A 25,050-nucleotide genomic window follows, 5' to 3' on the forward strand; every position below is an offset into this window, starting at 1 on the left:
GGCTGCGGGGTGGCATGCGCGTCGGAGCGCGCATGCTTCGTGCACTGACTCGCCGCAGTTGTCTGAACGGAGCGCCAAAGGCGCGCAGTGAGTTCTGCGGCGCACCCCGCAACCGCACCGACGCAGGTTTGCCCCTTCGCAACGCGAAGGGGTCGCAGACTGGGGGTCGCCTTCTCTTTGGTGACTTTCTCTTGGCGAACCAAGAGAAAGTTACCGCGCCGCCGGGCGCGCACCCCGGCTCCCGCCCTCAACACAGGCATGTCGCATCCATCAGCCAAAGAGCCAACCCAGGTTTCGACAAGCTCAGCCCGCGCAACCTGAAGAGCCCCAACCCCATGCGGCGCCGTCGGCACCAGACCCAGCGCCAAGGCCCACGCCTTACTTGCGCTGCAAGAAATCCACCGCCAGCGCCGCCAGCGTGCGCGCACCCACCGGCAGCTGGTCTTCATCGATGTCGAACAACGGCGAGTGGTTGGATGGAGCCTTGTTGAAGTCCGCGCCCTTGGGCGGCGCGCCCAGGAAGTAGAAGAAGCCGGGCGCGACCTTCTGGAACTCCGAGAAGTCTTCCGAACCGCTCACCTTGGGGATGATCATCGCCTTGCCCCCCGTGGCCAGCTTGAGCGCGGGCAGCGAGGCGGCCGTCAGCTCGGCCGGGTTGGTGGTCACCGGGTAGGCCACGGGTCCGAAGCGCACCTTGGCCTTGGCGCCGCTCGACGCCGCGATCTGCTCGGCGGTGGTGGTGATGCGCTTCAAGGCCTCCTGGCGCATGCCCTCGTCAAAGGTGCGCAGGGTGCCCAGCAGCTCCACGTTGTCCGGAATGATGTTGTAGCGCGTGCCGCCGTGGATGGAACCGATGGTGACCACCGCGGGCTCCTGGCTGATGTTGAGCTGGCGGCTCACCACGGTCTGCAGGCCCAGCACCACCTGGCTGGCCGCCACCACCGGGTCCACCGCGTTCCAGGGCGACGAGCCATGGCCGCCGCGCCCTTCCACCTGGATGCTGATGTTGTCCGATCCGGCCATGAGCGGGCCGCTGCGGTAGCCCACCACGCCGGACGGCAGGTTGGCCGTGATGTGCAGGCCGTAGATGGCCTGCACATCCTTCAAGGCGCCCTCTTCCACCATGGCCTTGGCCCCGAAGCTGGGCACCTTGCCGTTGGCGTCGGCCTCCACGGGCGCGCCTTCCTCGGCGGGCTGGAAGATGAACTTGATGGTGCCGGGCAGCTGGGCCTTCATGCCGGCCAGCGCCTCGGCCGCGCCCATGAGCATGGCCACGTGGGCGTCGTGGCCGCAGGCGTGCATCACCGGCACTTCCTTGCCCAGGTAGTTGGCCTTCATCTTCGAGGCAAAGGGCAGGCCGGTGTTCTCGGGCACGGGCAATGCGTCCATGTCGGCGCGCAGCGCCACCACCTTGCCCGGGAGGCCGCCGCGCAGGGTGCCCACCACGCCGGTGCCGCCCACGTTGGTCTGCACCTCCATGCCCAGTTTCTTCAGGTGCTCGGCCACGAGCTTGGCGGTGCGCACCTCCTGGCCCGAGAGCTCGGGGTGGGCATGGATGTCGCGGCGCCAATTGACCATCTTGGGCGCCACCTTGTTCACGGCGGTGTCGATGGCCTGCAGGCCGGCGGCATCGAGCGCCTGGGCGTGGGCCGAAGAGACGGCGATCAGCCCGCTGGCGGCGAGGCCGGCGGCAAGCGCGATGGCGGAAAGGGGTTTGTGCATGGGCAGATCCATAGGGTGGGTGACAGCTTGCAAGGCTGGAGCAGGGAGCAAAAAGCACGTTCATGCTAAAAGCCGGCACCCTCTTCATGACAAGCGAAAATGGCCATCCAACGAGCCAATACCGCCATGCCGCAGTCACCTTCGTCCTTGCCCCCGAGTCTCGCCAGGCCGCCGGTCTTTCGCGTGGACATTCCGCTGCTGCCCGAGTCCGCCGTGGGCAATGCGCTGCAGTTCATCGACCTGCTGCGCGGCGCCAACCTGCTGGCGGGCCTGCGCATGGGCGCGCAGGCGCCGCGCATGGCCTGGCGGCTGCTCGATGCCGGGGGGCTGCTGCCCCTCGCTTCCCTGCCAGGGCCGCTGGCGGCCTACACGCCGGCCGGGGACACGGCGGCGCCCTCCGCCCCGGCCCACGCGTTGTTCATCCCCTCGTTCCATGCCGCGGACATTCCGGCCATCCGCGCGGTGGCGGCCCGCCACCGCGCGCTGTCGCGGCAGCTGGGCATCGCGCTCGATGCCGGGCAGAAACTGCTCACGGTGGGCAATGGTGCCTGGCTGGCGGCGCAAAGCGGCCGCCTGAACGGGCGCCAGGCCAGCCTGCCCTGGTTCTACATCGCGGGCTTCGAACGGGACTTCCCGGGCATCGGCCACAGCCTGGGCCGGGACCTGTCGGACGACGGCCCCTGGCTCAGCTGCGCGCTGCCGCACAGCGTGAACCTGCTGGCGATCGCCCTGGTGCGCCACGCACTGGGGGAGGAACTGGCCGCCGCCTGCGAGACCGTGATGGCGCCGGACCACCAGCGTGCGCGCGCGGCCCTGCAGGCCAACGCGCAGCAGCACATCCCGGCCACGCGCGACAGCACCCTGGCGCGCGCCATCGCCTGGATGGAGGCCCACCTGGACCAGCCGTACTCCCTGGCCCGGCTGGCCGAGGCAGCATCGGTGAGCACGCGCACGCTGCTGCGGCACTTCCAGCAGGAGCTGTCGCAGTCGCCGCTCGACTACCTGCACGGCCTGCGCTGCCGCCGCGCCAAGGTCATGCTGGAAGTGACGCTGGAGAGCGTGCCCAGCGTCGCCGTGGCCTGCGGCTACGCCGACCCGGCGGCTTTCAGGCGCATCTTCGCGCGCTACACCGGCATGGCGCCGGCGGAGTACCGCAAGCGCCATGCGCTGCGCGCGCCGCGCAGGCGCTGGCGGGTGGAAATATCGTGACCGCCCTGTGGCGCCGGCTTGGCCGCGCCAGCCTTGGACGCCGCGCTTCACTCCAGGGAAGACGCCCTTGTCTAGCGCGGCAGCGCGTTGCCAGCCGGCAGGCGGAACGCCTCCACCAGTTCGGCCAACTGCTGCGCCTGCGCGCGCAGGCCCTGCGCGGCGGCAGAGGACTCTTCCACCAGCGCGGCGTTCTGCTGCGTCATCTGGTCGAGCTGCGAGACCGCCTCGCCCACCTGGCTCAGGCCCGTGGTCTGCTCGCGCGCGGCGGTGCTGATCTCGCCGATGATGGTGGCCACCTGCTGCACGGAGCTCACGATCTCGCCCATGGTGCTGCCCGCCGCGTGCACGAGCTTGGCGCCCTCGTCCACCTGGCGCACGCTGTCGCTGATCAGGCCGCCGATCTCCTTGGCCGCCGTGGCCGACCGCTGGGCCAGGCTGCGCACCTCGCCGGCCACCACCGCGAAGCCCCGGCCCTGCTCTCCGGCCCGGGCCGCTTCCACGGCGGCGTTGAGCGCGAGGATGTTGGTCTGGAACGCGATGCCGTCGATCACGCTGGTGATGTCGGCGATGCGGCGGGACGACAGCGCGATGCCATCCATGGTGCCCACCACGCGGTCCACGGCCTCGCGCCCGCGCTGCGCCACGCCGCTGGCGCCCGTGGCCAGGCTGCTGGCCTGCGCGGCGGCGTCGGCGCTGTGGCGCACGGTGGCCAGCAGTTCCTCCATGCTCGCGGCGATTTCTTCGAGGTTGGAGGCCGTGTGCTCGGTGCGGGCCGACAGGTCGCTGTTGCCCGCCGCGATCTCGCTGCTGGCCCCGGCCACGGAAGTGCTGGCCTGGCGCATGCCCACCACCAGAACGGCCAGGCGTGCCTGCATGCCGCCCAGGCGAGCGAGCAGCGCCTGCAGCTCGTCGCGGTTGCCCGCGCCCGGGGCCGGCACGGCCGAGGTCAGGTCACCTTCGGCGATGCGGTCGGTGACTTCGGACGCACGGGCCAGCGGCCGCAGGATGGAGCGCGACAGCAGCCAGGCACAGGCCAGGCTCAGCAGCAGCCCCACCACGGAACCCGCCGCCAGCAGGGTGATGCCCTGCCGTTCGCTGCGGGCGGCGGCATCGCGGGCCTCCACCACGCGCTGGCGCTGGAAGTCGGCCAGCTGGTTCACGGCCGCCGCATAGGCATCAGCCGCCGGGCGCAGGCGCGTGGCGATGGCGTCGGGCGGCAGGGCCTCGCCGTCCTTGCGGCGCTTGACGAGGTCGTCGCGCACGGTGCGAAAACCATTGCCGGCCTTGTCGATGGCATCGAACAGGGCCTGGGAGTCCGGGTCCGCCGCCAATTCGTCCAGCCGCTTGCGCACGTCGGCGGACCGGGCAGAGGTGACCTTGCGATCGGCATCGATGCGGGCCGCGTAGGCGGGGTTGTCGATTTCCAGCAGGGTTTCGGCCCGCACGGAGCTGAGCACCACGATGGCGTGCAGCTCGCGCGCCAATAGCGCCCGTTCGGACGATGCGCCGCCCAGGTCGTCGGCGATGTCCTGCAACCCCGCCAGCCGCCAGATGCCGACAGCGGCCGACAGCGACATGACCAGGCAGACAACGCCAAAGGCCAGGGCCAGGCGGACCGCAACACGTGCGTGGGAAATGGACATGGAGTGCTCTCGTGGGAATGAAGGTCAATGATGCAACCGCGCGCCGCACGGCATGCGGGCCTGGGTCGCCACCACCTTATCGACACAAGGTGACAAGCCCTTGAGCCTTGCCACGAGGCAGACTGCCCACCCCACCAACAAAAAGGCCGCCGCGGGGGCTCCCGCGGCGGCCTGCAGGGACCGAGGCCCGAGCCGGATCAGCCCTGCTACTGCTGCTGCGCGTTCTGCAGCGCGGCAATGCGCTCTTCAATGGGCGGGTGCGTGCTGAACAGCTTGCCGATGCCGCCGGCGATGCCCATGGCGGCCATGCTCTTGGGCAGCTCGGCCGGGTGCATGCCACCCAGGCGGGCCAGGGCGTTGATCATGGGCTGGCGGCGACCCATGAGCTGGGCGGCACCCGCGTCGGCGCGGAATTCGCGCTGGCGGCTGAACCAGGCCACGATCATGGCGGCCACAAAGCCCAGCAGGATGTCGAGCACGATGGTGGTCACGTAGTAGCCGATGCCGGGGCCCGAGCTGCTCTCGTCGTTCTTGCGCAGGAAGCTGTCCACGGCGTAGCCGATGACACGCGACAGGAACACCACGAAGGTGTTCATCACGCCCTGGATCAGCGTCATGGTGACCATGTCGCCGTTGGCGATGTGGGCCACCTCGTGGCCGATCACGGCCTCGACCTCTTCACGCGTCATGCCCTGCAGCAGGCCGGTGGACACCGCCACCAGCGCCGAGTTCTTGAACGCGCCCGTGGCGAACGCATTGGGGTCGCCCTCGAAGATGCCGACTTCGGGCATGCCGATCTTGGCTTCGGTGGCGAATTTGCGCACGGTCTCGACGATCCAGCGCTCGTCGGGCGAGCCGGAGCCGTCGATCACGCGCACGCCCGAGGTCCACTTGGCCATGGGCTTGCTGATGAGCAGCGAGATGATCGCGCCGCCAAAGCCCATGACGAGCGCGAAGCCCAGCAGCGCGCCCAGGTTCAGCCCGTTGGCCGTGAGATAGCGGTTCACGCCCAGCAGGCTGGCCACCACCCCCAGCACGACAACGACGGCCAGGTTGGTCATCACAAATAACAGGATCCGCTTCATGGAATGAATTCTCCGTGGGGTCAACAACAACAGTGTCCGCTGGTCCAGATGGGGGCCGGGGACCGCGCTTCAAGCGGTACGCCCTCGGGCGTGGCGGGCCGCTGCAGCCCCCGCGCCCGCCGCCCATGGCCGCGATTTCATCGCGCTATGGTAGGTGCAAACCTGTGGTGCGGCCTTATCACACAAGCCTTGACGGGAATTAGGGAGCGGGTGCAGCGCGCGGCGGACGGAACACCTGGGCGTCGGCATAGAAGCCCGGCACCTCATTCGCCCGCCACCAGCCGGGCACGCCCAGCACCGGCAGGGGGGTGAAAGGCTTGGCGTCCCAGGTGGGAGATTGCACTCGCCGCGCGAGCCAGGCATCCAGACCCGCTATGGATTCAATAGCTGCAGGCGCTCGATAGACGTGCGCCGCCATGGGTTTTCGGGGTGCCACCAGCTTCTCCAGCAGCGCATGGCCGAACAGCACCAGCCGGGCTTCGCGCCACAGCGGGCGCAGGTCGACGAACAGGCGCTGCCAGTCGCGCGCCCGGAGCGCATCCCACAGTGCGTCGGGCGCCTGCAGCAGCGCGCCGTTTTCATCGAACACCGTGAGCGCATCGCGCAGCGGCCCGCGCACCGCCTGCACGCCGTCGGCGGCGATGGCCTGGGCCTGCAGTTCGTTCAGGCGGCGCTTGGTGAGCGGGAAATGCAGCCACACCAGGCCGTTGAAGAAGTCGTGCAGGTTGTCGCGCGTGGGCACGCGGCGGGTGTCCCAGATGTACTGCTCGTAGGCCACGCCGTCGGGCAGCGCGGCCTGCGGCGCGAACAGCATGGGCACCGCGCCGGGCGCCGCGGACTGCAATGCCTCGTGCACCGCGCCGCCGCCCTGCACCTGCCGCGCGATGGGCTGGCCCAGGCCGCGCCACGGCGCCAGCCAGGGAGCGCTCCAGTCGATGACGTCGAAGAAGAGGCTTACACCAGCCGCCACGGAAGCGCTTCACCGGAGCGCAGGGGCTTGAGGTTGGCCTCGCCGAAGACGAAGCTCTCGGGCGGCGTCCAGGATTCGCGGCGCAGGGTGATGGTGCCGGTGTTGCGCGGCAGGCTGTAGAAGTCGGGGCCGTGGAAGCTGGCAAAGCCTTCGAGCTTGTCGAGCGCACCGGCGTTGTCGAACGCCTCGGCGTACATCTCCATGGCGGCATGCGCGGTGTAGCAGCCTGCGCAGCCGGTGGCGTGCTCCTTGAGGTGCGCGGGGTGTGGCGCGCTGTCGGTGCCCAGGAAGAACTTGGCCGAGCCGCTGGTGGCCGCCTGCACCAGGGCCACGCGGTGCGTCTCGCGCTTGAGCACGGGCAGGCAGTAGTAGTGCGGGCGCACGCCGCCGACGAAGATCGCGTTGCGGTTGTACAGAAGGTGGTGCGCCGTGATGGTCGCCGCGGTGAAGCGGTCGGACGCCTGCACGTAGTCGGCCGCGTCCTTGGTGGTGATGTGCTCGAAGACGATCTTGAGCTCGGGGAAGTCGCGGCGCAGCGGGATGAGCTGCTGGTCGATGAAGACGGCCTCGCGGTCGAACAGGTCGATGTCGCTGCTCGTGACCTCGCCATGCACCAGCAGCAGCATGCCGGCCTTCTGCATGGCCTCGAGCGTCTTGTAGGTCTTGCGGATGTCGGTCACGCCCGCGTCGCTGTTGGTGGTGGCGCCCGCGGGATAGAGCTTGCAGGCCACCACGCCCGCATCCTTGGCGCGCACGATCTCGTCGGCGGGCAGGTTGTCGGTGAGGTACAGCGTCATCAGCGGCTCGAACTGCACGCCGGCGGGCACGGCGGCCAGGATGCGCTGCTTGTAGGCCAGGGCCTGCTCGGCCGTGGTCACGGGCGGGCGCAGGTTGGGCATGATGATCGCGCGGCCGAACTGCGCGGCCGTGTGCGGCACCACGGTGGAAAGCGGCTCGCCGTCGCGCACATGCAGGTGCCAGTCGTCGGGCCGGGTGATGGTGAGGGAGTCGATGGGGGGGTGGAGGGCGGCGGTCATGGGCAGCATTGTCCCATCGGCTTTGGAACTATCAATTTGATAGCTGCCGGCGCTTGACAAACAAGGACCAGCAGCCAAAAGCAATCACGAACAGCAGGCCAGCACGACCTCATTCCGCCGTGATGCCCGCCTTGCGCACCACCTCGCCGAATTTCACGAGGCGCTCGGACATCATCTTCTCGAAGGCGGCGGGCGCCATCTCCTCGGGGGCGATCACGCCGCGCTCCTTGAGGTTGGCCAGCATCGCGGGCGAGGTGGCGACCTGGCGCACGGCCTTGTACAGCGTCTGCACGATGGCATCGGGCGTGCCGCCGGGGGCCGCCAGGCCTGTCCACGAGGTGAGGTTGAGCTCCGGGTAGCCCACCTCGGCCATGGTGGGCACATCGGGCAGTTGGGCCAGCCGCTGGTCGGCCGCCACGGCCAGGGCACGCACCTTGCCGGCCTGCACGTGCGGCAGCATGATCACCAGGTTGTCGAGGATGAACTGCACTTCGTTGGCCAGCACGGCCGTGATCAGCGGCGTGCCGCCACGGTAGGGAATGTGGGTGGTGAAGGCGCCGGTGGCGGCCTTGAACATCTCGACGTTGAGCTGGCCCATGCTGCCCACGCCGCCGCTGCCGTAGTTGAGCTTGCCGGGGTTCTTCTTGGCGTAGGCCACGAACTCGGCGAACGTCTTGAACGGCAGGCTGCTGTGCACCACCAGCGCGTTGGGCTGGCGGCCCAGGATGGCGATGTTCTCGAAATCCTTGACCGGGTCGTAGCCCACCTTGGGCTGGGTGAGCGGGTTGGCCAGGTGGCTGCTTTGCGACGACACCACCAGCGTGTAGCCGTCGGGCTTGGCGCGCGCCACGTACAACGCGCCCACCGAGCCGCCCGCGCCCGCGCGGTTTTCCACGATGATGGGCACGCCCAGCACGCGCGAGAGCGGTTCGGAATACTGGCGGGCCATGATGTCCACCGACCCGCCGGGCGGGAACGGCACCACCAGGGTGATGGGGCGCGAGGGGAATTTCTCGTCCGCCTGGGCTGCTACCGGCGCCAGGCCCGCAAGGCCCAGCCCCAGGCCGGCGGAAAGAACATGGCGGCGGTTGGGTTGTGTGGAATGCATGGAGTCTTCTCTCGAAAAGGAATGGGGAGGGATCAGGGATGGTCCAGGATGGCCAGCGCCACGGCCTGGGCGCGCGGCACGAAGGTGGACAGCTCGCAGTACTCGCGCTCGGTGTGCGGGTGGCCGCCCACGGGGCCGGTGCCGCACAGCGTGGGCGCGCCCACGGAGGCGGTGAGGCCGCTGTCGGCCGCGCCCCCGGTGAATTCGCCCTGCACCTCGAAGCCCAACGACTGGGCGCCGCGCTGGTACAGCGCCAGCAGCGCGTCGGGCGTGGGCTTCATGGGCAGCGTGCGGCGCGATTCGGTGATGCGGCCTTTGGTGCGCGGCACGGATTCCTCCTCCACGATGGCACGCACCCTGGCGAGCAGTTCCTCGGGGTCGGTGTCCGAGGTGAAGCGCAGGTCCACCGCGGCCTTGGCGTGCGGCGCCACCATGTTGGGCACGATGCCACCCTGCACCACGCCCACGTTGGCGGTGGTGCCCGTGGCGGGGTCGGTGAGTGCGTGCAGCGCCAGCGTCTTGCGGGCCAGGGCCTCGATGGCGCTCGCGCCCGCCGCGTGGTTGATGCCGGCGTGGGCGGCGACGCCCTCCACCTCGAACTCCACCACCATCGAGCCCTTGCGGCTCGTCACCAGGTTGCCGCTGACGCGTCCCGGCTCGGCATTGAGCACCGCCTTGACGCCGCGCGCCTGGGCCATGATGCGCTCGCGCGTGGCGGGCGAGCCGATCTCCTCGTCGCACGAGAAGAACAGCTGCAGCGGCCCCTGGAGCCCGCCGCAGCGCGCGAAGGCCTCGGCCACGAACACGTTCATCACCAGGCCGGATTTCATGTCGGCCACGCCCGGGCCGTAGGCACGGCCGTCCTCCACGCGGAAGGGGCGCCGCGCCACGGTGCCCGAGGGGAACACGGTGTCCATGTGGCCCATGAGCACGATGGGCGGGCCGTCGGTGGCGCCAGGAACGTGGGCATGCAGCAGCACGCCGTAACCCGGTACGGGCTCGAACCGCACCGCCACGCCGGCGGCCTCGAGCCGCTCGCGCAGGGCGGTGGCCACGGCCGTCACCCCCGCCTCGTCGCGGCTGCCGCTGTCGATGTTCACAACTTTCTGCAACAGGTCTTGCATGGCCTGCGACTGGCCAGCGAGCCAGTCCAGGATGCGCCGGCGCACCTGGGAGCCGCTTGCTTCAAGGGTATCCTGCATCTGTGTCCTTGGGTCCTGCCCCTGAACGCGGGGCGAAAATTGGTCCGAAGTGTTGCACGCGCTGCCTCTGTTTGCAATACATTTTTCACAAAAGAGACATTCATGAAATCATCATTGCAAAAATCCGCCGGCCTGCTGACCGAGCGCCTGGCCCGCCAGGGCGCCGAACTCACGACCAGCGAGCGCGCGCTGGCCGAGGCGCTGGGGCGCGACTACCCGCACGCGCTGCTGGAGTCCGCCACGGCGCTGGCGGCGCGCAACGGCACGAGCGCATCGACGGTGGTGAGGCTGTTCGCCAAGCTGGGCTATGAAAGCTATGCCCAGGCGCAGCGCGAGGCGCGCGGCGAAGTCACCGCGCTGCTGCAAACGGCCGGCCAGCGCGCACCGGTGACCATCGGCACGGAGCGCAGCCTGCAGCAGTGCCTGGACGATGCGCTGCTGCACGACCAGCACAACATCGCCGCCACGCGCGACGGCCTGGACATGGCGGCCTTCGAGGCCATCGCCCGGCGCATCGCCCAGGCGCGGGGCCGCCTGTTCGTGCTGGCCCAGATCAACAGCGCACCCGTGGCCGCGTGGCTGGCACTGCACCTGAACATGTGCCGCCCCGGGGTGCATGAGCTGGGCGTGGGCGCCGTGGCGACCACCGACCAGCTGCTGTGGGTGCAGCCCGAGGACACGCTGCTGGTCTTCAGCATCCGCCGCTATGCGAGCGGCCCGGTGAAGGTGGCCCAGCGCTTTCGCGACGCGGGCGCACAGGTGCTGGCCATCACCGACAGCGCGGCCGCGCCGCTGGCGCGGCTGGCCCAGCACCGGCTTCAGGTGCGCACCTCCAACGCATCGCCGTTCGACTCGTACACCGCGGCCTTCTTCCTGTGCAACGCCCTGGTGTCGGCCGTGGCCCAGCTGCGCCACAAGGCCGTGTCCGAGGCCCTGAAGCATCGCGACGACCTGTGGACGGATTTTGAGTCGCAGCTCATCGTGGAGGGCAGCCCGCCGGCCGGCCGGCGGGGCAAGCGATAGCCTGGGCTCCTTGGCATTGCATGCGCCCATAAAAAAAGCGCTCCGAAGAGCGCTTTTTGCTTTTAATCCTGAACACCTGCACGCCACTCGCCGCATGAAACTGGCGCGGCCCAAGCCAGTGCCACCGGGGAACTGGCTTTGCCAGGCCACCGGTGGCGTCCCCCTGGGGGAAGGCGCCGCAGGCGACTCAGGGGGAGCCATCAGTGCTGCAGGATCTTGTTGAGGAAGTCCTTGGTGCGCGGCTGGCGGGCGTCGGGGTTGTTGAAGAAGTCGTCCTTGGAGCAGTCTTCCAGGATCTTGCCGCCCACGTCCATGAAGATCACGCGGTTGCTGACCTTGCGGGCGAAGCCCATTTCGTGGGTCACGCACATCATGGTCATGCCTTCGTTGGCCAGGCCCACCATCACGTCCAGCACCTCACCGACCATTTCGGGGTCGAGCGCGGACGTGGGTTCGTCGAACAGCATCACGATGGGGTCCATCGACAGCGCACGGGCAATCGCCACGCGCTGCTGCTGGCCGCCCGAGAGCTGGCCCGGAAACTTGTCCTTGTGCGCCATCAGGCCCACGCGTTCGAGCATCTTCAGGCCACGCTTCTTGGCGTCGTCCGCGCTGCGGCCCAGCACCTTGATCTGCGCGATCGTCAGGTTCTCCGTCACCGACAGGTGGGGGAACAGCTCGAAATGCTGGAACACCATGCCCACGCGGCTGCGCAGCTTGGGCAGGTCGGTCTTGGGATCGTGCAGGCGGATGCCGTCCACGGTGATCTCGCCCTTCTGGAAGGGCTCCAGCGCGTTGATGGTCTTGATCAGCGTGGATTTGCCCGAGCCCGAGGGCCCGCACACCACCACCACTTCACCCTTGTTGATGGTGGCCGAGCATTCGTTGAGCACCTGCACGGGGCCATACCACTTGGATACGTTCTTGAGTTCGATCATTTCTTTCTCCAATCTCTTCTCTCGTCACTTGTTCAGGGCGCTGCGCATGAGACCGATCCGGCCCCATGCGAGGACGCCGTGGAACTGGCTTTGCCAGGCCACTGGCGCCGTCCCTCTCGGGGGAAGGCGCCGAAGGCGACTCAGGGGGGCTACCGAATAATTGCGATCTTCTGGTGCAGGCGCTTGACCATCCAGGACAGCGCGTAGCACATCACAAAGTACAGGACGGCGGCCGCCAGGTAGGCCTCGATGGGCCGGCCGAAGTTCTTGCCTGCCACTTCGAAGCCCTTGAGCATGTCGTAGGCGCCGATGGCGTAGACCAGCGACGTGTCCTGGAACAGGATGATGGTCTGCGTGAGCAGCACCGGCAGCATGTTGCGGAACGCCTGCGGCAGCACCACGAGCTTCATGTTCTGGCCATACGTCATGCCCAGCGCCTGGCCGGCATGCACCTGTCCGCGCGGGATGGACTGGATGCCGGCGCGCATGATCTCGCTGAAATAGGCGGCCTCGAACGCGATGAAGGTCACCACGGCCGACACTTCCGCGCCGATGGGCCGCCCGATGATGGCGGGCACCAGCAGGAAGAACCACAGGATCACCATCACCAGCGGAATGCTGCGCATGCCGTTGACGTAGATGGTGGCGGGCACGTCGAGCCATTTCTTGCCCGACAGGCGCATGAGCGCGAGCACGGTGCCGAAGATCACCCCGCCAATGGTGGCCACGAAGGTGAGCAGCAGGCTGAAGTACAGCCCCTTGAGCACGAAATTGGAGATGAGATCCCAGTTGTAGAAGGAGAAGTCGAGATTCATATCAATGACCTCCGCCTGCGCTGCTGGCCACGACCATGCCCGGGATGCGCACGCGCTTCTCGATGAACGCCATGATCCGGTTGATGGCAAAGGCCGAGATGATGTAGAGCGCCGTCACGGCCAGGTACACCTCGATGCCGCGCGAGGTTTCTTCCTGCGCCTGCATGGCGAACATGGTGAGTTCGGCCACCGACACGGCAAACGCCACCGACGAGTTCTTGAAGATGTTCATCGTCTCGCTGGTCAGCGGCGGGATGATGATGCGAAACGCCATGGGCAGCAGCACATAGCGGTAGGTCTGGAACGTGGTGAACCCCACCGCCAGGCCGGCATAGCGCTGGCCGCGTGGCAGCGTCTGGATGCCCGAACGCACCTGCTCGGCGATACGCGCCGAGGTGAAGAAGCCCAGGGCCAGCACGACCAGTGCAAACCCCGGAACGCCCTTGAGCACCGGGAACAGGCTCGGCAGGACGTGGTACCAGAGGAAGATCTGGACCAGCAGCGGAATATTGCGGAATAGCTCGACCCAGGCATTGCCCAGCCGAACGATCACCGGCCGGTCCTGCAGAGTGCGCAGCGTGCCGATGAAAGAGCCCAAAACAAGTGCCAGCACAAGTGCTAGCAGAGAAACAGACACCGTCCAGCCCCAGGCCGACAGCATCCAGTCCAGGTACGTGATGTCGCCGCCCTTGCCAAAGCAGCTTTGCACGACTTCCCGGTCCATGGTGTCCTGGCAGAACACCTGCCAATCCCAACTCATAGGAGCACCCCTTTAATTCTTGGTGTTGCGTTGGCCGCTACCGCTCGCGAGCCCAACAAAAAAGCCCCTTCAAACCGGCTGGCCGAAGGGGCACAAGCGCTCAGAAGATCACTTCTTTGCGTAGTCTTCCATGGGCTTGTCGTTAGGCGATGCCCAGGCGGCCTTGGTGGCATCGGAGATCGGCAGGCCGATCTTGGTGTTGGTCGGCGGCACGGGCTGCATGAACCACTTGTCGTACAGCTTGGCCAGCGAACCGTCCGCGATCTGGCGCTTGATGGAGTCGTCCACGGCCTTCTTGAAGGCTGCATCGTCCTTGCGCAGCATGCAGGCGATGGGCTCCACGCTCAGGACTTCACCGACGATCTTGTAGTCGGCGGGGTTCTTGGACTTGGAGATGTTGGCCGCCAGGATGGAGGCGTCCATCACGAAAGCGTCAGCGCGGCCCGTTTCCAGCATCAGGAAGCTGTCAGCGTGGTCCTTGCCGAAGACTTCCTTGAAGTCGATGCCGCCAGCGCGCTCGTGCTTGCGCAGGGTCTGCACCGACGTGGTGCCCGTGGTGGTGGCAATGGTCTTGCCGTTCAAGTCCTTGATCGACGTGATGCCCGAGCTGGACTTCACGGCGGTGCGCACTTCTTCCACATAGGTGGTCACGGCAAACGCCACGTCCTTCTGGCGCGCTGCGTTGTTGGTGGTGGAGCCGCACTCCAGGTCCACGGTGCCGTTGGTCACCAGGGGGATGCGGTTTTGCGAGGTGACGGGCTGGTACTTGACGTCCAGCTTGGGCAGGCCCAGCTGCTTCTGGATGTCGGCCAGGACGACTTCGCCCATTTCGGTGTGGAAGCCCACGAACTTGCCGTTGCCCAGTGTGTAGGAAAGACCCGAAGACTCGCGCACACCCAGCGTCACGCTGCCCGAGGCCTTGATCTTGGCCAGGGTGTCGGTGGCCTGAGCGAAAGCGCTACCTGCAGCCAGGGCGGTCACGGCAACCGCGAGCAAATGCTTCTTCATTGGTATCTCCTTGTGTGTGAAGCGAAAAAAGGGATGGATTCTAGAGATTCGACCCTGCCGGGGGTACCGGCAGACCGCATTCTCCAAAAATGGAAACCTCGACCAGGGATATTAGTCAGAACGGGACCTGGTCGGTAGGGTATTTCCAGAAGTCCCGCAACAAGTAGCTGACCGGAAGGTTCAGCACCGTGTTGTTCGGGGGGATGGGCTTGTTGAACCATTTGTCATAGATCGGATAGATGTCGCGGCTGGTGATCAGGCGGCGCATCTCCTCGTCGATGAGCTTCTTGAACTCGGGGTCGTTCCTGGGCAGCATGATGGCCAGGGGCTCGGTGGTCATGAAGCGGCCCACCACCTTGAGCGCCTTGGGGTCGGGCCGCCCGGCCGCCAGGCCGTACAGCAGCACGTCGTCCATCACGAAGGCGTCGGCCTCGCCCTTTTCCACCATTTCGACGGCCTTGGCATGGTCGGGCGCCTCCACGATGGTGATGCCCATCAGGCGTTCGCGGTTGGCCTGGTCGGCCGCCTTCAGCGGCGTCGTGCCCTTGGTGGACACCAGTTTCTTGCCGTTGAGGTCTTCCACGCGGTCGATGGGGCTGGCGGACTTCACCAGCAGCCGCGCGCCGGTAATGAAGTGGGGGATCGTGAAGGCCACTTTCTGGCGCCGCTCGGCGTTGTTGGTGGTGGAGCCGCACTCCATGTCGGCCTTGCCCTGCTCGATCACCGCGATGCGGTTGGCCGGCGTGACCGCCACGAACTCGACCTCCATGTCCTTCTTGCCGGTCTTCTTGCGCACCACCTCGGCCAGGCGCAGGCACAGATCCATCGCGTAGCCCACCGGCTTGCCGGACTGGGTGTCGATGTACGAGAAAGGCACCGACGATTCCCGGTGGGCGATCACCAGCTTGCCGCCAGCGCCGATGCGCTCGAGCACCGAGGCCTGCGCAGAAGTCGCAAAAGCGCTGCACAGGGCGGCAAGGCCCCAGGCAATTCCCCAATGCTGAACGTTCATACGGTGTCTCGGTGAGTGGATGGATCGGATTTGCAATGTTCGTGCCACCGTGGGGCCTTCAGAGGGCGCGCGCTGCGGTAACCGACCCGTCGATGGCGCAGACTGTACGTGTCGTTACCGTGAAATTCCAATGCCGTTTGCGCGCGCAACTATGCAAAGTGTTTATATCCGTATTTACCCTTAGCATGACCCTGCCTGGGATTGCAGGTAGGTCCACAGGGCCTGCGCCGTGCCCTTGGGGGCTTCCTTGCCCGCGGGCTTTTCGCGGTAGGCGCGCACGTCCATGGTCATCTGCAGTCCTTCGGTATCGGGCGGCGCCGCACTGACCAGGCGGCGCGAGCGCAGCTCCTTCTTCACCGCGCTGTGCGGCAGGAAGGCCACGCCATGGCCCTCGAGCGCCATGGCCTTGAGGCCCTCGGCCATGTCCGTCTCGTACACCCGCTCCAGATGGATGGGCGTGCCGGACTCCTTGAGGATCAGCTCCGTCACGCGCCCCAGGTAGGCACCGGGCGCGTAACCCAGGTAGGGCAGCGGCTGCCCGGCGCGGCCCGGCAGGCGGTGCAGCGGCTGGCCTTCCGCGTCGGCCTTGCTGTAAGGGGAGAGCACCTCCTGCCCCAGGCTCACCATCTCGTAGCGGTCGGCATCGAGCTGGAACGGCTGCGAAGGGTGGTGGTAGGCGATCAGCAGGTCGCAGCCGCCCTCCACCAGCCGCATCACGGCGTCGTGCACGTTCAGGGCGATGAGGCGGCTCTTGAACGGGCCGAACTTGTCGTGCAGGCTGGACACCCAGGCGGGGAAGAAGGTGAACGCGAGCGTGTGCGGCACCGCGAACTCGATCATGTCCTTGCCGGCGCTGGTGTGCGCGCGCAGCATGGCGCGCGTGTTCTGCAGTGCCTGCAGCATTTCCAGCGCCTGGTCGTACAGGGTCTTGCCGGCGGGCGTGAGGCGGGTGGGGTAGGAGCTCCGGTCCACCAGATCGGTGCCCGCCCAGGCTTCCAGGGCCTGGATGCGCCGGGAGAAGGCGGGCTGCGTCACGTGGCGTAACTGGGCGGAGCGGCTGAAGCTGCGCGTTTCCGCAAGACTGACAAAATCCTCTAGCCACTTGGTTTCCATGGGCGCATTATCCGCGCGCGCCCGCGGACGTGCTTCGTAAAGATATGAGGGTTTTCACAGCCCGCGCCAGGCGCACCAATGGTGTGCATGCATAGCAACCATCGCATAATAGAAAGCAGCGCTTACCGCGCTTTTTTTGCGCTCGGGGCGGGATTCGCCCCAGCCCCCGGTGCACAACACCGCCGGGCAGGGCTGCCGGCATTCGCATATGTTTGTTCCCCTCCACCCCTGCTCCCATGTCCTCCTCTTCCCCCCCCGGGCCCGCGGCCGATGCATCGCCCGGCGCTGCCAGCCCCGACGCCGAGCCCCGCTCGCTGCGCCTTGAAGACTGGCTCACCGTCCTCGTGATGGCGGCGCTCGCGCTCATCACGTTCGCCAATGTCCTGGTGCGCTATTTCACCAACTCCTCCTTCGCCTGGACGGAGGAAATCTCCGTGTTCCTGATGATCGTGCTGGCCCTGGTGGCGGGCTCCGCCGCCGTGGCGCGCGACCAGCACATCCGCATCGAGTATTTCGCCGAAGGCGGCTCTGCCCTGCGCAGCAGGCGCCTGGCGCAGCTGGGAGCCATCACCGTGGCCCTGCTGTTCGGGCTGATCGCGGTGCTGAGCGTGCGCGTGGTGTGGGACGACTACCGCTTCGGCGAGACCTCGCCCGGCATCGGCGTGCCGCAGTGGTGGTATTCGATCTGGCTGCCCGTGCTGTCCACGCTGATCGCGGCGCGGGCCGTCGGCCTGCTGGTGCGGCGCACGCGCGCGGCGCCCGGGGCCACCGATGAATCCGCCGAGGACGCCCGGCCATGATCGCCACGCTCCTGTTCGTGGCCTTCCTGGGCCTGATGTTCGTGGGCGTGCCCATCGGCGCCGCGCTGGGGCTGGCGGGCGCCGCCGCCATCGCGCTGGCCAATGCCGACAGCCAGTGGTTCGGCCTGCTGGCCGTGCCGCAGAACTTCTACGCGGGCCTGGGCAAATACCCGCTGCTGGCCATCCCGATGTTCGTGCTGGTCGGATCCATCTTCGACCGCTCGGGCGTCGCGCTGCGCCTCGTGAACTTCGCCGTGGCCATCGTCGGGCGCGGCCCGGGCATGCTGCCGCTGGTGGCCATTGCGGTGGCCATGTTTCTCGGGGGCATCTCGGGCTCGGGCCCGGCCAACGCCGCCGCCGTGGGGGGCGTGATGATCGCGGCCATGTCGCGCGCGGGTTACCCGCCTTCGTTCTCGGCCAGCGTGGTGGGGGCAGCCGCCGCCACCGACATCCTGATCCCGCCCTCCGTCGCCTTCATCATCTACTCGGTGCTGGTGCCCGGCGCCTCGGTGCCGGCGCTGTTCGCAGCCGGCATGATCCCCGGCATCCTGGCCGGTATCGCACTCATCGTGCCGGCCGTGTGGATGGCCCGCAAGCACAAGATGGGCGCGCTGGAAGCCACGATGCCCCGCCCCCCGTTCTGGAAGAGCCTGCGCGAGGCCACCTGGGGCCTGGCCGCGCCGGTGCTGATCCTGGGCGGCATGCGCGCCGGCTGGTTCACGCCCACCGAGGCCGCCGTGGTGGCGGTGTTCTACGGCCTGTTCGTGGGCATGGTGATCCACCGCACGATCAAGGTGCGCGACCTGTTCCCCATCCTGCGCGAATCGGGCGAGCTGTCGGCCGTGATCCTCATCGTGGTGTCGCTCGCGGGCATCTTTGCGTATTCGCTGTCCACGCTGGGCGTGATCGACCCGGTGGCCAACGCCATCGTGAACTCCGGCCTGGGCGAATACGGCGTGCTGGCGCTGCTCATCGTGCTGCTCATCACCGTGGGCATGTTCCTCGACGGCATCTCGATCTTCCTGATCTTCGTGCCGCTGCTGCTGCCCATCATGCAGTTCTACAAATGGGACCCTGTCTGGTTCGGCGTGATCCTGACCCTGAAGGTGGCCCTGGGCCAGTTCACACCGCCGCTGGCCGTGAACCTCATGGTCTCGTGCCGCATCGCCGGCGTGCGCATGGAATCCACCGTGCGCTGGGTGGGCTGGATGCTGTTCGCCATGTTCCTGGTGATGGTGCTCGTGATCGCCTTCCCGCAACTGGCCCTGTGGCTGCCCGCCAAACTCGGTTATTGATTCACACATTGACCCCTGATTTCTACAAGGAGACTGAAACAATGAAACTGCGCACTTTCCTCACTTCCGCCGTCGCCACTGCGGCCGCCCTCGCCTTCACCGCCCCCGCCGCCATTGCCCAGACGGCCTACAAGAGCGAGTACCGCATGTCGCTGGTGCTGGGCACCGCCTTCCCCTGGGGCAAGGGCGGCGAACTCTGGGCCAACAAGGTCCGCGAGCGCACCAGCGGCCGCATCAACATCAAGCTGTACCCCGGCGTCTCGCTGATCCAGGGCGACCAGACGCGCGAGTTCAGCGCGCTGCGCCAGGGCGTGATCGACATGGCCGTGGGCTCCACCATCAACTGGTCGCCCCAGGTCAAGCAACTCAACCTGTTCTCGCTGCCCTTCCTGTTCCCCGACTACGCGGCGGTGGACGCGGTGACGCAGGGCGACGTGGGCAAGCAGATCTTCCAGACCCTGGACAAGGCGGGCGTGATGCCCCTGGCCTGGGGCGAGAACGGCTACCGCGAGATCTCCAATTCCAAGAAGGCGATCAAGACCCCCGAGGACCTGAAGGGCCTGAAGATCCGCGTGGTGGGCTCGCCCCTGTTCCTGGACACCTTCACCGCGCTGGGCGCCAACCCCACCCAGATGAGCTGGGCCGATGCACAGCCCGCGTTTGCCAGCGGCGCCGTGGACGGCCAGGAGAACCCGATTGCCGTGTACATGGCCGCCAAGCTGCACACCGTGGCGCAAAAGCACGTGACGATGTGGGGCTACGTGAACGACCCGCTGATCTTCGTGGTCAACAAGGACATCTGGGCGTCCTGGACACCCGCCGACCGCGAGATCGTCAAGCAGGCCGCCATCGATGCCGGCAAGGAGGAGATCGCCATTGCCCGCAAGGGCATGGTCGAGGCCGACAAGCCCCTGCTCAAGGACATCGCCGCCAATGGCGTGACCGTCACGCAGCTCTCCACCGCCGAGCGCGATGCCTTCGTGAAGGCCACGCGCCCCGTGTACGAAAAGTGGAAGGGCCAGATCGGCGCCGACCTGGTGGGCTCGGCCGAGAAGGCGATCGCCGCGCGCAAGAAGTGAGCAATGACATCACCGGCGCACGGAAGTAAGCCGGTGCGTGCAGCATGAAAAAGCCCCGCCCTGGCGGGGCTTTTTCATGGGCGTCCCGTCACCGCCAAATGGAGAGCACCCGGCATGCAACACCGGTGCACGCGCCCCCGTTCACTCCAGGTTTTCTGGTGCGGGGTGCTTGACGGCGTTCTTGCGCAGCTTGTGCTCCACCGCTTCGGCCAGGTCCACGCCCGCATGGTCGGCCAGCTGCAGCAGGTACAGCAGCACATCGGCCACTTCATCGGCGATGGGCTCCTTGAGCGCCGGGTCGTCGCGCACCGACCGCGACTGCTCGGGCGTCATCCACTGGAAGATCTCGGCCAGCTCGGCCGCCTCCACCATCAGCGCCATGGCCAGGTTCTTGGGGGTGTGGAACGGCTGCCACTGCCGTTCGGCCGCAAACACACGCAGCCGGGCCTGCAGCGCATTCAAATCGACGGACATGAGTCGCTCCTGATGGAATAGCTGCCAGCGCTTGTCCAGCAAGCGCCAGCAGCCGATATCACTATTGAACCTTCTGTCACACCACCGTGACGGGCGCCTCGCCCGCCAGGTGGCGCCGGGCGTTTTCCATGAACCGGTCCACCGAGGCCTGCACCGCCTCGGGCGACCAGCCCGCCACGTGGGGCGTGAGCACCACGTTGTCCAGGTCCAGCAGCTCGGCCGGGGGCGCGGGCTCGCTTTCGTACACATCGAGGCCCGCCGCCGCGATGCGGCCTTCGCGCAGCGCGGCGGCCAGGGCGGCCGTGTCGATCGCGCTGCCGCGCGCGATGTTGACCACCACGCCGCGCGAGCCCAGGGCATCCAGCACAGCGGCATTGACGAGGTGCCTGGTACCTGCACCACCCGGCGTGGCGACCACGAGGAAGTCCGCCCATCCGGCCAGCGCCGCCACGTCTGCGAAGTAGCGATAGGGCACATCGGTGCGCGCGCTGCGGTTGTGGTAGCCCACCTCGATCTCGAAGCCCAGCGCGCGCTGCGCGATCTTCTTGCCAATGGTGCCCAGCCCGATGATGCCCAGGCGCTTGTGCGACACGTTGGGCGGCAGCGGCAGCGCCGTGCGCCAGATGCCCGCACGCGTGGCCTTGTCCAGCGCCAGGATGCGGCGCTGCGCCGCGATCAGCAGGCCCCAGGTGTGGTCGGCCACGCAGTCGTCGTTGGTGCCCGCGCCCGTGGCCACCACGATGCCGCGCGCCTTGGCGTGCGCAACGGCCACGTTCTCATAGCCTGCGCCCAGCACGCAGATGAGGGTGAGCGCGGGCAATGCGTCGATCTGCGCGGGGCTCAGGCCCACGGCACCGATGGTGAGCACCACGCGCACGCGCCCGCCATGCTGCGCAATGGCAGCCGCGGCCTGGGGCGCGTCGGGGGCGTAGACCACCTCGAAGGTCTGAGCCATCTGGGTGATGTGCTCTTCGGACAGGAACATGAGGGCAAGCAGGACAGGCTTCATGGGTCAATGCAATGTCAATGGAAAAAACTGCGAGAACAAGAGCCGTGCGGCGTGCATCGTCTCCTTGCGCGCAGAGCGTACAAAAACCGGCGCGGCCCGCGCGAGAGGCACCCGTCAAGGGCCGCCCCCGTGGCAGGGGTGCCGCCCCTCAGGGGGAAAGCGCCGCAGGCGACTCGGGGGGGCTTTCCTGTTGCAAGGACCACATGCCCGCGTAGCGGCCTCCCAGGGCCAGCAGCTGGGCATGCGTGCCGCGCTCGATGATGCGTCCCGCGTCCATGACCAGGATCTCGTGCGCTTCCACCACCGTGGAGAGGCGGTGGGCGATCACCAGGGTGGTCTTGTTCTGCGAGACGTTCTGCAGCTCGGCCTGGATCGCGCGCTCGTTGGCCGAGTCCAGCGCCGAGGTCGCCTCGTCGAAGATCAGGATGGGCGGGTTCTTGAGCAGGGTGCGCGCAATGGCCACGCGCTGCTTCTCGCCGCCCGAGAGCTTGAGCCCGCGCTCGCCCACCATGGTGCCGTAGCCCTTGGGGGTGCTGGCGATGAAGTCGTGGATGCGGGCGGAGCGCGCGGCCGCTTCCACCTCGGCCTGGCTGGCGCCGGGGCGGCCGTAGGCGATGTTGTAGGCCACCGTGTCGTTGAACAGCACCGTGTCCTGCGGCACGATGCCGATCGCCTGGCGCACGCTGGCCTGCGTCACGGCGCGGATTTCCTGCCCGGCGATGGTGATGCGGCCCTGCTGGATGTCGTAGAAGCGGAACAGCAGCCGCGCCAGCGTGGACTTGCCCGAGCCCGAGGGCCCGACCACCGCCACCGTCTTGCCCGCGGGGATCTCGAAGCTGATGCCCTGCAGGATGGGGCGGCCACTGCCAAGGTCGCCGCCCTTGCGCACCTCGTAGGCGAAATGCACGTCCTCGAAGCGCACGACGGGCTGGTCCAGCCCGGCCAGGGGCAATGCGCCGGGGCGGTCGGCCACCTCGCGCTCCTTGTCCATCAGCGTGAACATCTTGTCCAGGTCGGTCAGGCTCTGCTTGATCTCGCGGTAGATCACGCCCAGGAAGTTGAGCGGGATGTACAGCTGGATCATGAAGGCATTGACCATGACGAGGTCGCCCAGTGTCATGCGGCCATCGACCACGCCCTGCGTGGCGCGCCAGAGCATGGCCACCAGCCCGGCGGCGATGATGAGCTGCTGCCCCGTGTTGAGCAGGGACAGCGTCGTCTGGCTCTTGAGCCGCGCGCGGCGCAGGCGCTCCAGGCTTTCGTCGTAGCGGCGGGCCTCGAAGCCTTCGTTGTTGAAGTACTTGACCGTCTCGTAGTTGAGCAGCGAATCCACGGCCTTGGTGTGCGCGGCCGAATCGAACTCGTTGGCCTCGCGCCGGAACTGGGTGCGCCACTCGGTCACCAGCACCGTGAAGACGATGTAGAACGCCAGCGCCGCCAGCGTGATCCAGGCAAACCAGGCGTCGAACTTCACGGCCAGCACGGACAGCACCAGCACCACCTCGACCAGCGTGGCCACCACGTTGAACAGCGTGAAGGAGATCAGCGACTCGATGCCGCGCACGCCGCGTTCGATGTCGCGCGTCATGCCGCCGGTTTGCCGCTCCAGGTGAAAGCGCAGGCTCAGGGCATGCAGGTGCTCGAAGGTCTGCAGCGCGATGGAGCGCGCCGCCCCCTGCGTGGCCTTGGCGAACACCAGTTCGCGCAGCTCGGTGAACAGCGACGTGGACAGCCGCAGCGCGCCGTAGGCCACCAGCAGCCCCACGGGCACCACCAGCAGCGCCGCCGGGTCTCCGGGCTTGAAGCTCATCGCATCGACCAGCGTCTTGAGCAGAAGGGGCACGCCCACGTTGGCCACCTTGGCACCCACCATGAACACGATGGCGGCGATCACGCGCCACTTGTACTGCCACAGGTAGGGCAGCAGGCGGTTCAGGGTGCTCCAGTCGGACTGCGCAGGCGGTGCAATGGTGGCGGTGGCGGAAGGGGCGGTTTCGCCGTGGTGGCGCATGGGGGACAATTCCAGTTGTTGTTTTTACCGACCCGGCTGATGCCCAGGTGGTTTTTTGCAGGGCGCGAGCCTGTGATGAAACCCCTGGTTCCCCAAGGATTGGCTCAGCCCCAACCGAGATTGTGCCCATGTCTGCCGTTTTCAGCCCGCCCCCCGCCGCATTGCCCTCCGACAAGGAACTGGTGCTCAAGGTGATCCCCATGCCCGCCGACACCAATGGCAACGGCGACATCTTCGGGGGCTGGGTGATGGCACAGGTCGACCTCGCCGGCTCGGTGCTGCCCGCGCGCTACATGCAGGGCCGCATGGCCACCGTGGCAGTGAACGAGTTCATCTTCAAGCAGCCCGTGCGCGTGGGCGACATCCTGTCGTTCTTCTCGTCCATCACGCGCGTGGGCAACACCTCGGTCACCGTGGAGGTGGAGGTGTATGCCGAGCGTTTTGCCGAGCAGGGCCGGTACGTGAAGGTGACGGAGGCGCGGCTCACCTACGTGGCCATCGACGAGCAGGGACGCCCGCGCCCCGTGCCCAAGCTGGCGCCGAATCCGTCGTAGGGGAGAAACGGCCCGCATGGCCCGGCCTTTGCGCAGGCTTTCCGGGAAGGCCCGGACCGGCATGCGGCCTAGGGCTGCCCGAGCCCCACCAGCCGCATCAGCGTGCCCCGCGCCACCTGCTGGCGCGCGCCAGGCGACAGCTGGGCCAGGAAGCCCTGCACGCTCGCGTACTTCATGTCGTCGCTCGCGGCCGAGCGGTGGCTCGCATCCGTTCCCACCAGAAAGCGCCCGGGCTGCTCCTCGATGAGCGCCAGCCACTCGGGCCAGACGCGCGTGCCATCGCGCAGGATGGTGTAGTCCGGCGAGCGGGGATGGTGCGGCCAGGTGCGCGCACTCAGTTCGTAGTAGAGGTTGGGATGCCGCTCCAGCATGCGCCGCGCCAGGAACAGCGGCGTATAGCCCCCGTGCGCCCAGATCACGGGCACATCCGGGAACCGCTGCAAGAGCTGTGAAAGCTCCGCCATGCGCGTGCTTTCGACATGCACCATCACCGGCACCTTGTGCTTGCGGGCCAGCTCCAGGATGCCCGCCATCATCGGGCCGGCCACGCCGAAGTCCGTCTCCGCGAAGCCGGCCGAGGGAAAGTGCGCCACCGAGATCTCGCCGATGCCCTTGTAGAGGCCGGTCGCCAGCATGGCGTCGAGCTGTGTGAGCAGCTCGACGCCGTTGTGCTCCCAGTGCGGCCGGTACGCCGTGCGTTCGGGCGATATCGAGGCGAACGGAATCAGCACGTCGGGGTGCTGGCGCGCGGCCTCGGCCACGGACTCATTGCTGCTGCGCCCGCCCCAGAACACCACCGCGTGGCTGGCCCCCCAGCGCGCCATGAGCTCCAGCTGCATCGGCAGGCTGTTGAGGTGCACATGGGCATCCACGAAGGGCGTGAGTGCGCCGGCCGGTGCGGGTGCCTGCGCGGGGCCGGGCGCGGCATCGCGCTGCACCGGCTGCCGCGTGGCGCGCCGCACGGGCTCGGACGGCTCGGCCTGCGGCCAGGCGTTGAGCGCAGCCAGGGCAAGGCACGTGGCAAATAGAACTCGTGTCATGGTGGCGATGGCGCGAAGAAAGCGCGCCCGGAGTGCAGGACGACGTGGAAATTCTACAAAGCCATTTCCATGCCGCCTTCTCCGCACCCGCGCCGCGCCGCCACCGGCACGCAGGACGGCACAAGGCACCCGTGACGGCTCCA

General features: G+C 67.6%; 23 protein-coding genes. 6 read left to right on the forward strand and 17 right to left on the reverse strand.

Going from position 1 to position 25,050, the window contains the following annotated elements:
- Nucleotides 1-378 precede the first annotated feature (378 nt).
- Complete coding sequence (locus AC07OC_RS25295; RefSeq protein WP_218340461.1) at nt 379-1,722, reverse strand: amidohydrolase; 1,344 nt, start codon at nt 1,720-1,722, stop codon at nt 379-381.
- A 126-nt stretch (nt 1,723-1,848) separates the two neighbouring features.
- On the opposite strand from AC07OC_RS25295, the gene AC07OC_RS25300 reads away from it, so the two are divergent.
- The gene (locus AC07OC_RS25300) at nt 1,849-2,931 is read left to right on the forward strand and encodes a GlxA family transcriptional regulator (protein ID WP_218340608.1); all 1,083 of its coding nucleotides are present in this window, start codon (nt 1,849-1,851) and stop codon (nt 2,929-2,931) included.
- A 71-nt stretch (nt 2,932-3,002) separates the two neighbouring features.
- Here the strand turns inward: AC07OC_RS25300 and AC07OC_RS25305 are convergent, their stop codons facing one another.
- From AC07OC_RS25305 to AC07OC_RS25330, 6 genes are all read right to left on the reverse strand, one after another.
- Nucleotides 3,003-4,574, reverse strand: coding sequence for a methyl-accepting chemotaxis protein (locus tag AC07OC_RS25305; RefSeq protein WP_494602511.1), 1,572 nt, complete (start codon nt 4,572-4,574; stop codon nt 3,003-3,005).
- A 206-nt stretch (nt 4,575-4,780) separates the two neighbouring features.
- Entirely contained in the window at nt 4,781-5,659 is an 879-nt protein-coding gene (htpX, locus tag AC07OC_RS25310) for a protease HtpX (protein WP_218293259.1), read from the reverse strand.
- Between the two features lie 199 nt (nt 5,660-5,858).
- Nucleotides 5,859-6,629 (reverse strand): DUF3025 domain-containing protein, encoded by a 771-nt coding sequence (locus AC07OC_RS25315; RefSeq protein ID WP_494602513.1) that lies wholly within the window; start codon nt 6,627-6,629, stop codon nt 5,859-5,861.
- A complete protein-coding gene (gene pyrC / locus AC07OC_RS25320) occupies nt 6,614-7,666 on the reverse strand; it encodes a dihydroorotase (RefSeq protein ID WP_218340464.1) in 1,053 nt (350 codons plus the stop codon). Before pyrC ends, AC07OC_RS25315 begins: the two co-directional genes overlap by 16 nt.
- A 109-nt stretch (nt 7,667-7,775) precedes the next feature.
- On the reverse strand, nt 7,776-8,774 hold the full coding sequence (locus AC07OC_RS25325) for a Bug family tripartite tricarboxylate transporter substrate binding protein (RefSeq protein WP_218340465.1): 999 nt from the start codon (nt 8,772-8,774) through the stop codon (nt 7,776-7,778).
- A gap of 32 nt (nt 8,775-8,806) precedes the next feature.
- Nucleotides 8,807-9,976 carry a M20 family metallopeptidase gene (locus AC07OC_RS25330; RefSeq protein ID WP_218340466.1) on the reverse strand — a complete coding sequence of 390 codons (1,170 nt, stop codon included), beginning with the start codon at nt 9,974-9,976 and terminating at the stop codon, nt 8,807-8,809.
- Nucleotides 9,977-10,078: 102 nt separating this feature from the next.
- Between AC07OC_RS25330 and AC07OC_RS25335 the strand changes: the two genes are divergently transcribed.
- Entirely contained in the window at nt 10,079-10,999 is a 921-nt protein-coding gene (locus AC07OC_RS25335; RefSeq protein WP_218340467.1) for a MurR/RpiR family transcriptional regulator, read from the forward strand.
- Nucleotides 11,000-11,199: 200 nt separating this feature from the next.
- On the opposite strand, the gene AC07OC_RS25340 is transcribed toward AC07OC_RS25335, so the two are convergent.
- The 6 genes from AC07OC_RS25340 to AC07OC_RS25365 all read right to left on the reverse strand — a co-directional run bounded on the left by AC07OC_RS25340 (nt 11,200) and on the right by AC07OC_RS25365 (nt 16,645).
- Nucleotides 11,200-11,937, reverse strand: a complete 738-nt coding sequence (locus AC07OC_RS25340) for an amino acid ABC transporter ATP-binding protein (RefSeq protein WP_218293253.1) — start codon at nt 11,935-11,937, stop codon at nt 11,200-11,202.
- Between the two features lie 149 nt (nt 11,938-12,086).
- The gene (locus AC07OC_RS25345) at nt 12,087-12,752 is read right to left on the reverse strand and encodes an amino acid ABC transporter permease (RefSeq protein WP_218293252.1); all 666 of its coding nucleotides are present in this window, start codon (nt 12,750-12,752) and stop codon (nt 12,087-12,089) included.
- Between the two features lies 1 nt (nt 12,753).
- Entirely contained in the window at nt 12,754-13,512 is a 759-nt protein-coding gene (locus AC07OC_RS25350) for an amino acid ABC transporter permease (protein ID WP_218293251.1), read from the reverse strand.
- Nucleotides 13,513-13,620: 108 nt separating this feature from the next.
- Nucleotides 13,621-14,520: an amino acid ABC transporter substrate-binding protein gene (locus AC07OC_RS25355; RefSeq protein WP_218293250.1), complete on the reverse strand. Its 900-nt coding sequence runs from the start codon at nt 14,518-14,520 to the stop codon at nt 13,621-13,623.
- A 115-nt stretch (nt 14,521-14,635) separates the two neighbouring features.
- Nucleotides 14,636-15,532 carry an amino acid ABC transporter substrate-binding protein gene (locus tag AC07OC_RS25360; RefSeq protein WP_218293249.1) on the reverse strand — a complete coding sequence of 299 codons (897 nt, stop codon included), beginning with the start codon at nt 15,530-15,532 and terminating at the stop codon, nt 14,636-14,638.
- Nucleotides 15,533-15,712: 180 nt separating this feature from the next.
- Nucleotides 15,713-16,645 carry a LysR family transcriptional regulator gene (locus AC07OC_RS25365; RefSeq protein WP_218293248.1) on the reverse strand — a complete coding sequence of 311 codons (933 nt, stop codon included), beginning with the start codon at nt 16,643-16,645 and terminating at the stop codon, nt 15,713-15,715.
- A 236-nt stretch (nt 16,646-16,881) separates the two neighbouring features.
- Between AC07OC_RS25365 and AC07OC_RS25370 the strand changes: the two genes are divergently transcribed.
- Genes AC07OC_RS25370 through AC07OC_RS25380 form a run of 3 tightly spaced genes read left to right on the forward strand, consistent with a single transcriptional unit; the run spans nt 16,882 to nt 19,819 of the window.
- The gene (locus AC07OC_RS25370; RefSeq protein ID WP_218340468.1) at nt 16,882-17,445 is read left to right on the forward strand and encodes a TRAP transporter small permease; all 564 of its coding nucleotides are present in this window, start codon (nt 16,882-16,884) and stop codon (nt 17,443-17,445) included.
- Nucleotides 17,442-18,740, forward strand: a complete 1,299-nt coding sequence (locus tag AC07OC_RS25375) for a TRAP transporter large permease (RefSeq protein ID WP_218293246.1) — start codon at nt 17,442-17,444, stop codon at nt 18,738-18,740. The genes AC07OC_RS25370 and AC07OC_RS25375 overlap by 4 nt, the downstream gene beginning before the upstream one ends.
- Before the next feature lie 41 nt (nt 18,741-18,781).
- A complete protein-coding gene (locus AC07OC_RS25380; RefSeq protein WP_218340469.1) occupies nt 18,782-19,819 on the forward strand; it encodes a DctP family TRAP transporter solute-binding subunit in 1,038 nt (345 codons plus the stop codon).
- Nucleotides 19,820-19,960: 141 nt separating this feature from the next.
- Here AC07OC_RS25380 and AC07OC_RS25385 read toward each other — a convergent pair whose 3' ends face one another.
- The 3 genes from AC07OC_RS25385 to AC07OC_RS25395 all read right to left on the reverse strand — a co-directional run bounded on the left by AC07OC_RS25385 (nt 19,961) and on the right by AC07OC_RS25395 (nt 23,313).
- Nucleotides 19,961-20,293 carry a nucleotide pyrophosphohydrolase gene (locus tag AC07OC_RS25385; RefSeq protein ID WP_218340470.1) on the reverse strand — a complete coding sequence of 111 codons (333 nt, stop codon included), beginning with the start codon at nt 20,291-20,293 and terminating at the stop codon, nt 19,961-19,963.
- Nucleotides 20,294-20,369: 76 nt separating this feature from the next.
- Nucleotides 20,370-21,302, reverse strand: a complete 933-nt coding sequence (locus AC07OC_RS25390; protein WP_494602516.1) for a 2-hydroxyacid dehydrogenase — start codon at nt 21,300-21,302, stop codon at nt 20,370-20,372.
- Between the two features lie 148 nt (nt 21,303-21,450).
- Nucleotides 21,451-23,313: an ABCB family ABC transporter ATP-binding protein/permease gene (locus tag AC07OC_RS25395; RefSeq protein ID WP_218340472.1), complete on the reverse strand. Its 1,863-nt coding sequence runs from the start codon at nt 23,311-23,313 to the stop codon at nt 21,451-21,453.
- A 128-nt stretch (nt 23,314-23,441) separates the two neighbouring features.
- Here AC07OC_RS25395 and AC07OC_RS25400 point away from each other — a divergent pair, with 128 nt between their 5' ends.
- Complete coding sequence (locus AC07OC_RS25400; protein ID WP_218293241.1) at nt 23,442-23,867, forward strand: acyl-CoA thioesterase; 426 nt, start codon at nt 23,442-23,444, stop codon at nt 23,865-23,867.
- Nucleotides 23,868-23,935: 68 nt separating this feature from the next.
- Here the strand turns inward: AC07OC_RS25400 and AC07OC_RS25405 are convergent, their stop codons facing one another.
- Nucleotides 23,936-24,907: an amidohydrolase family protein gene (locus tag AC07OC_RS25405; RefSeq protein ID WP_218340473.1), complete on the reverse strand. Its 972-nt coding sequence runs from the start codon at nt 24,905-24,907 to the stop codon at nt 23,936-23,938.
- Nucleotides 24,908-25,050 lie beyond the last annotated feature (143 nt).

The organism is Acidovorax sp. GW821-FHT10E04 (assembly GCF_059415185.1).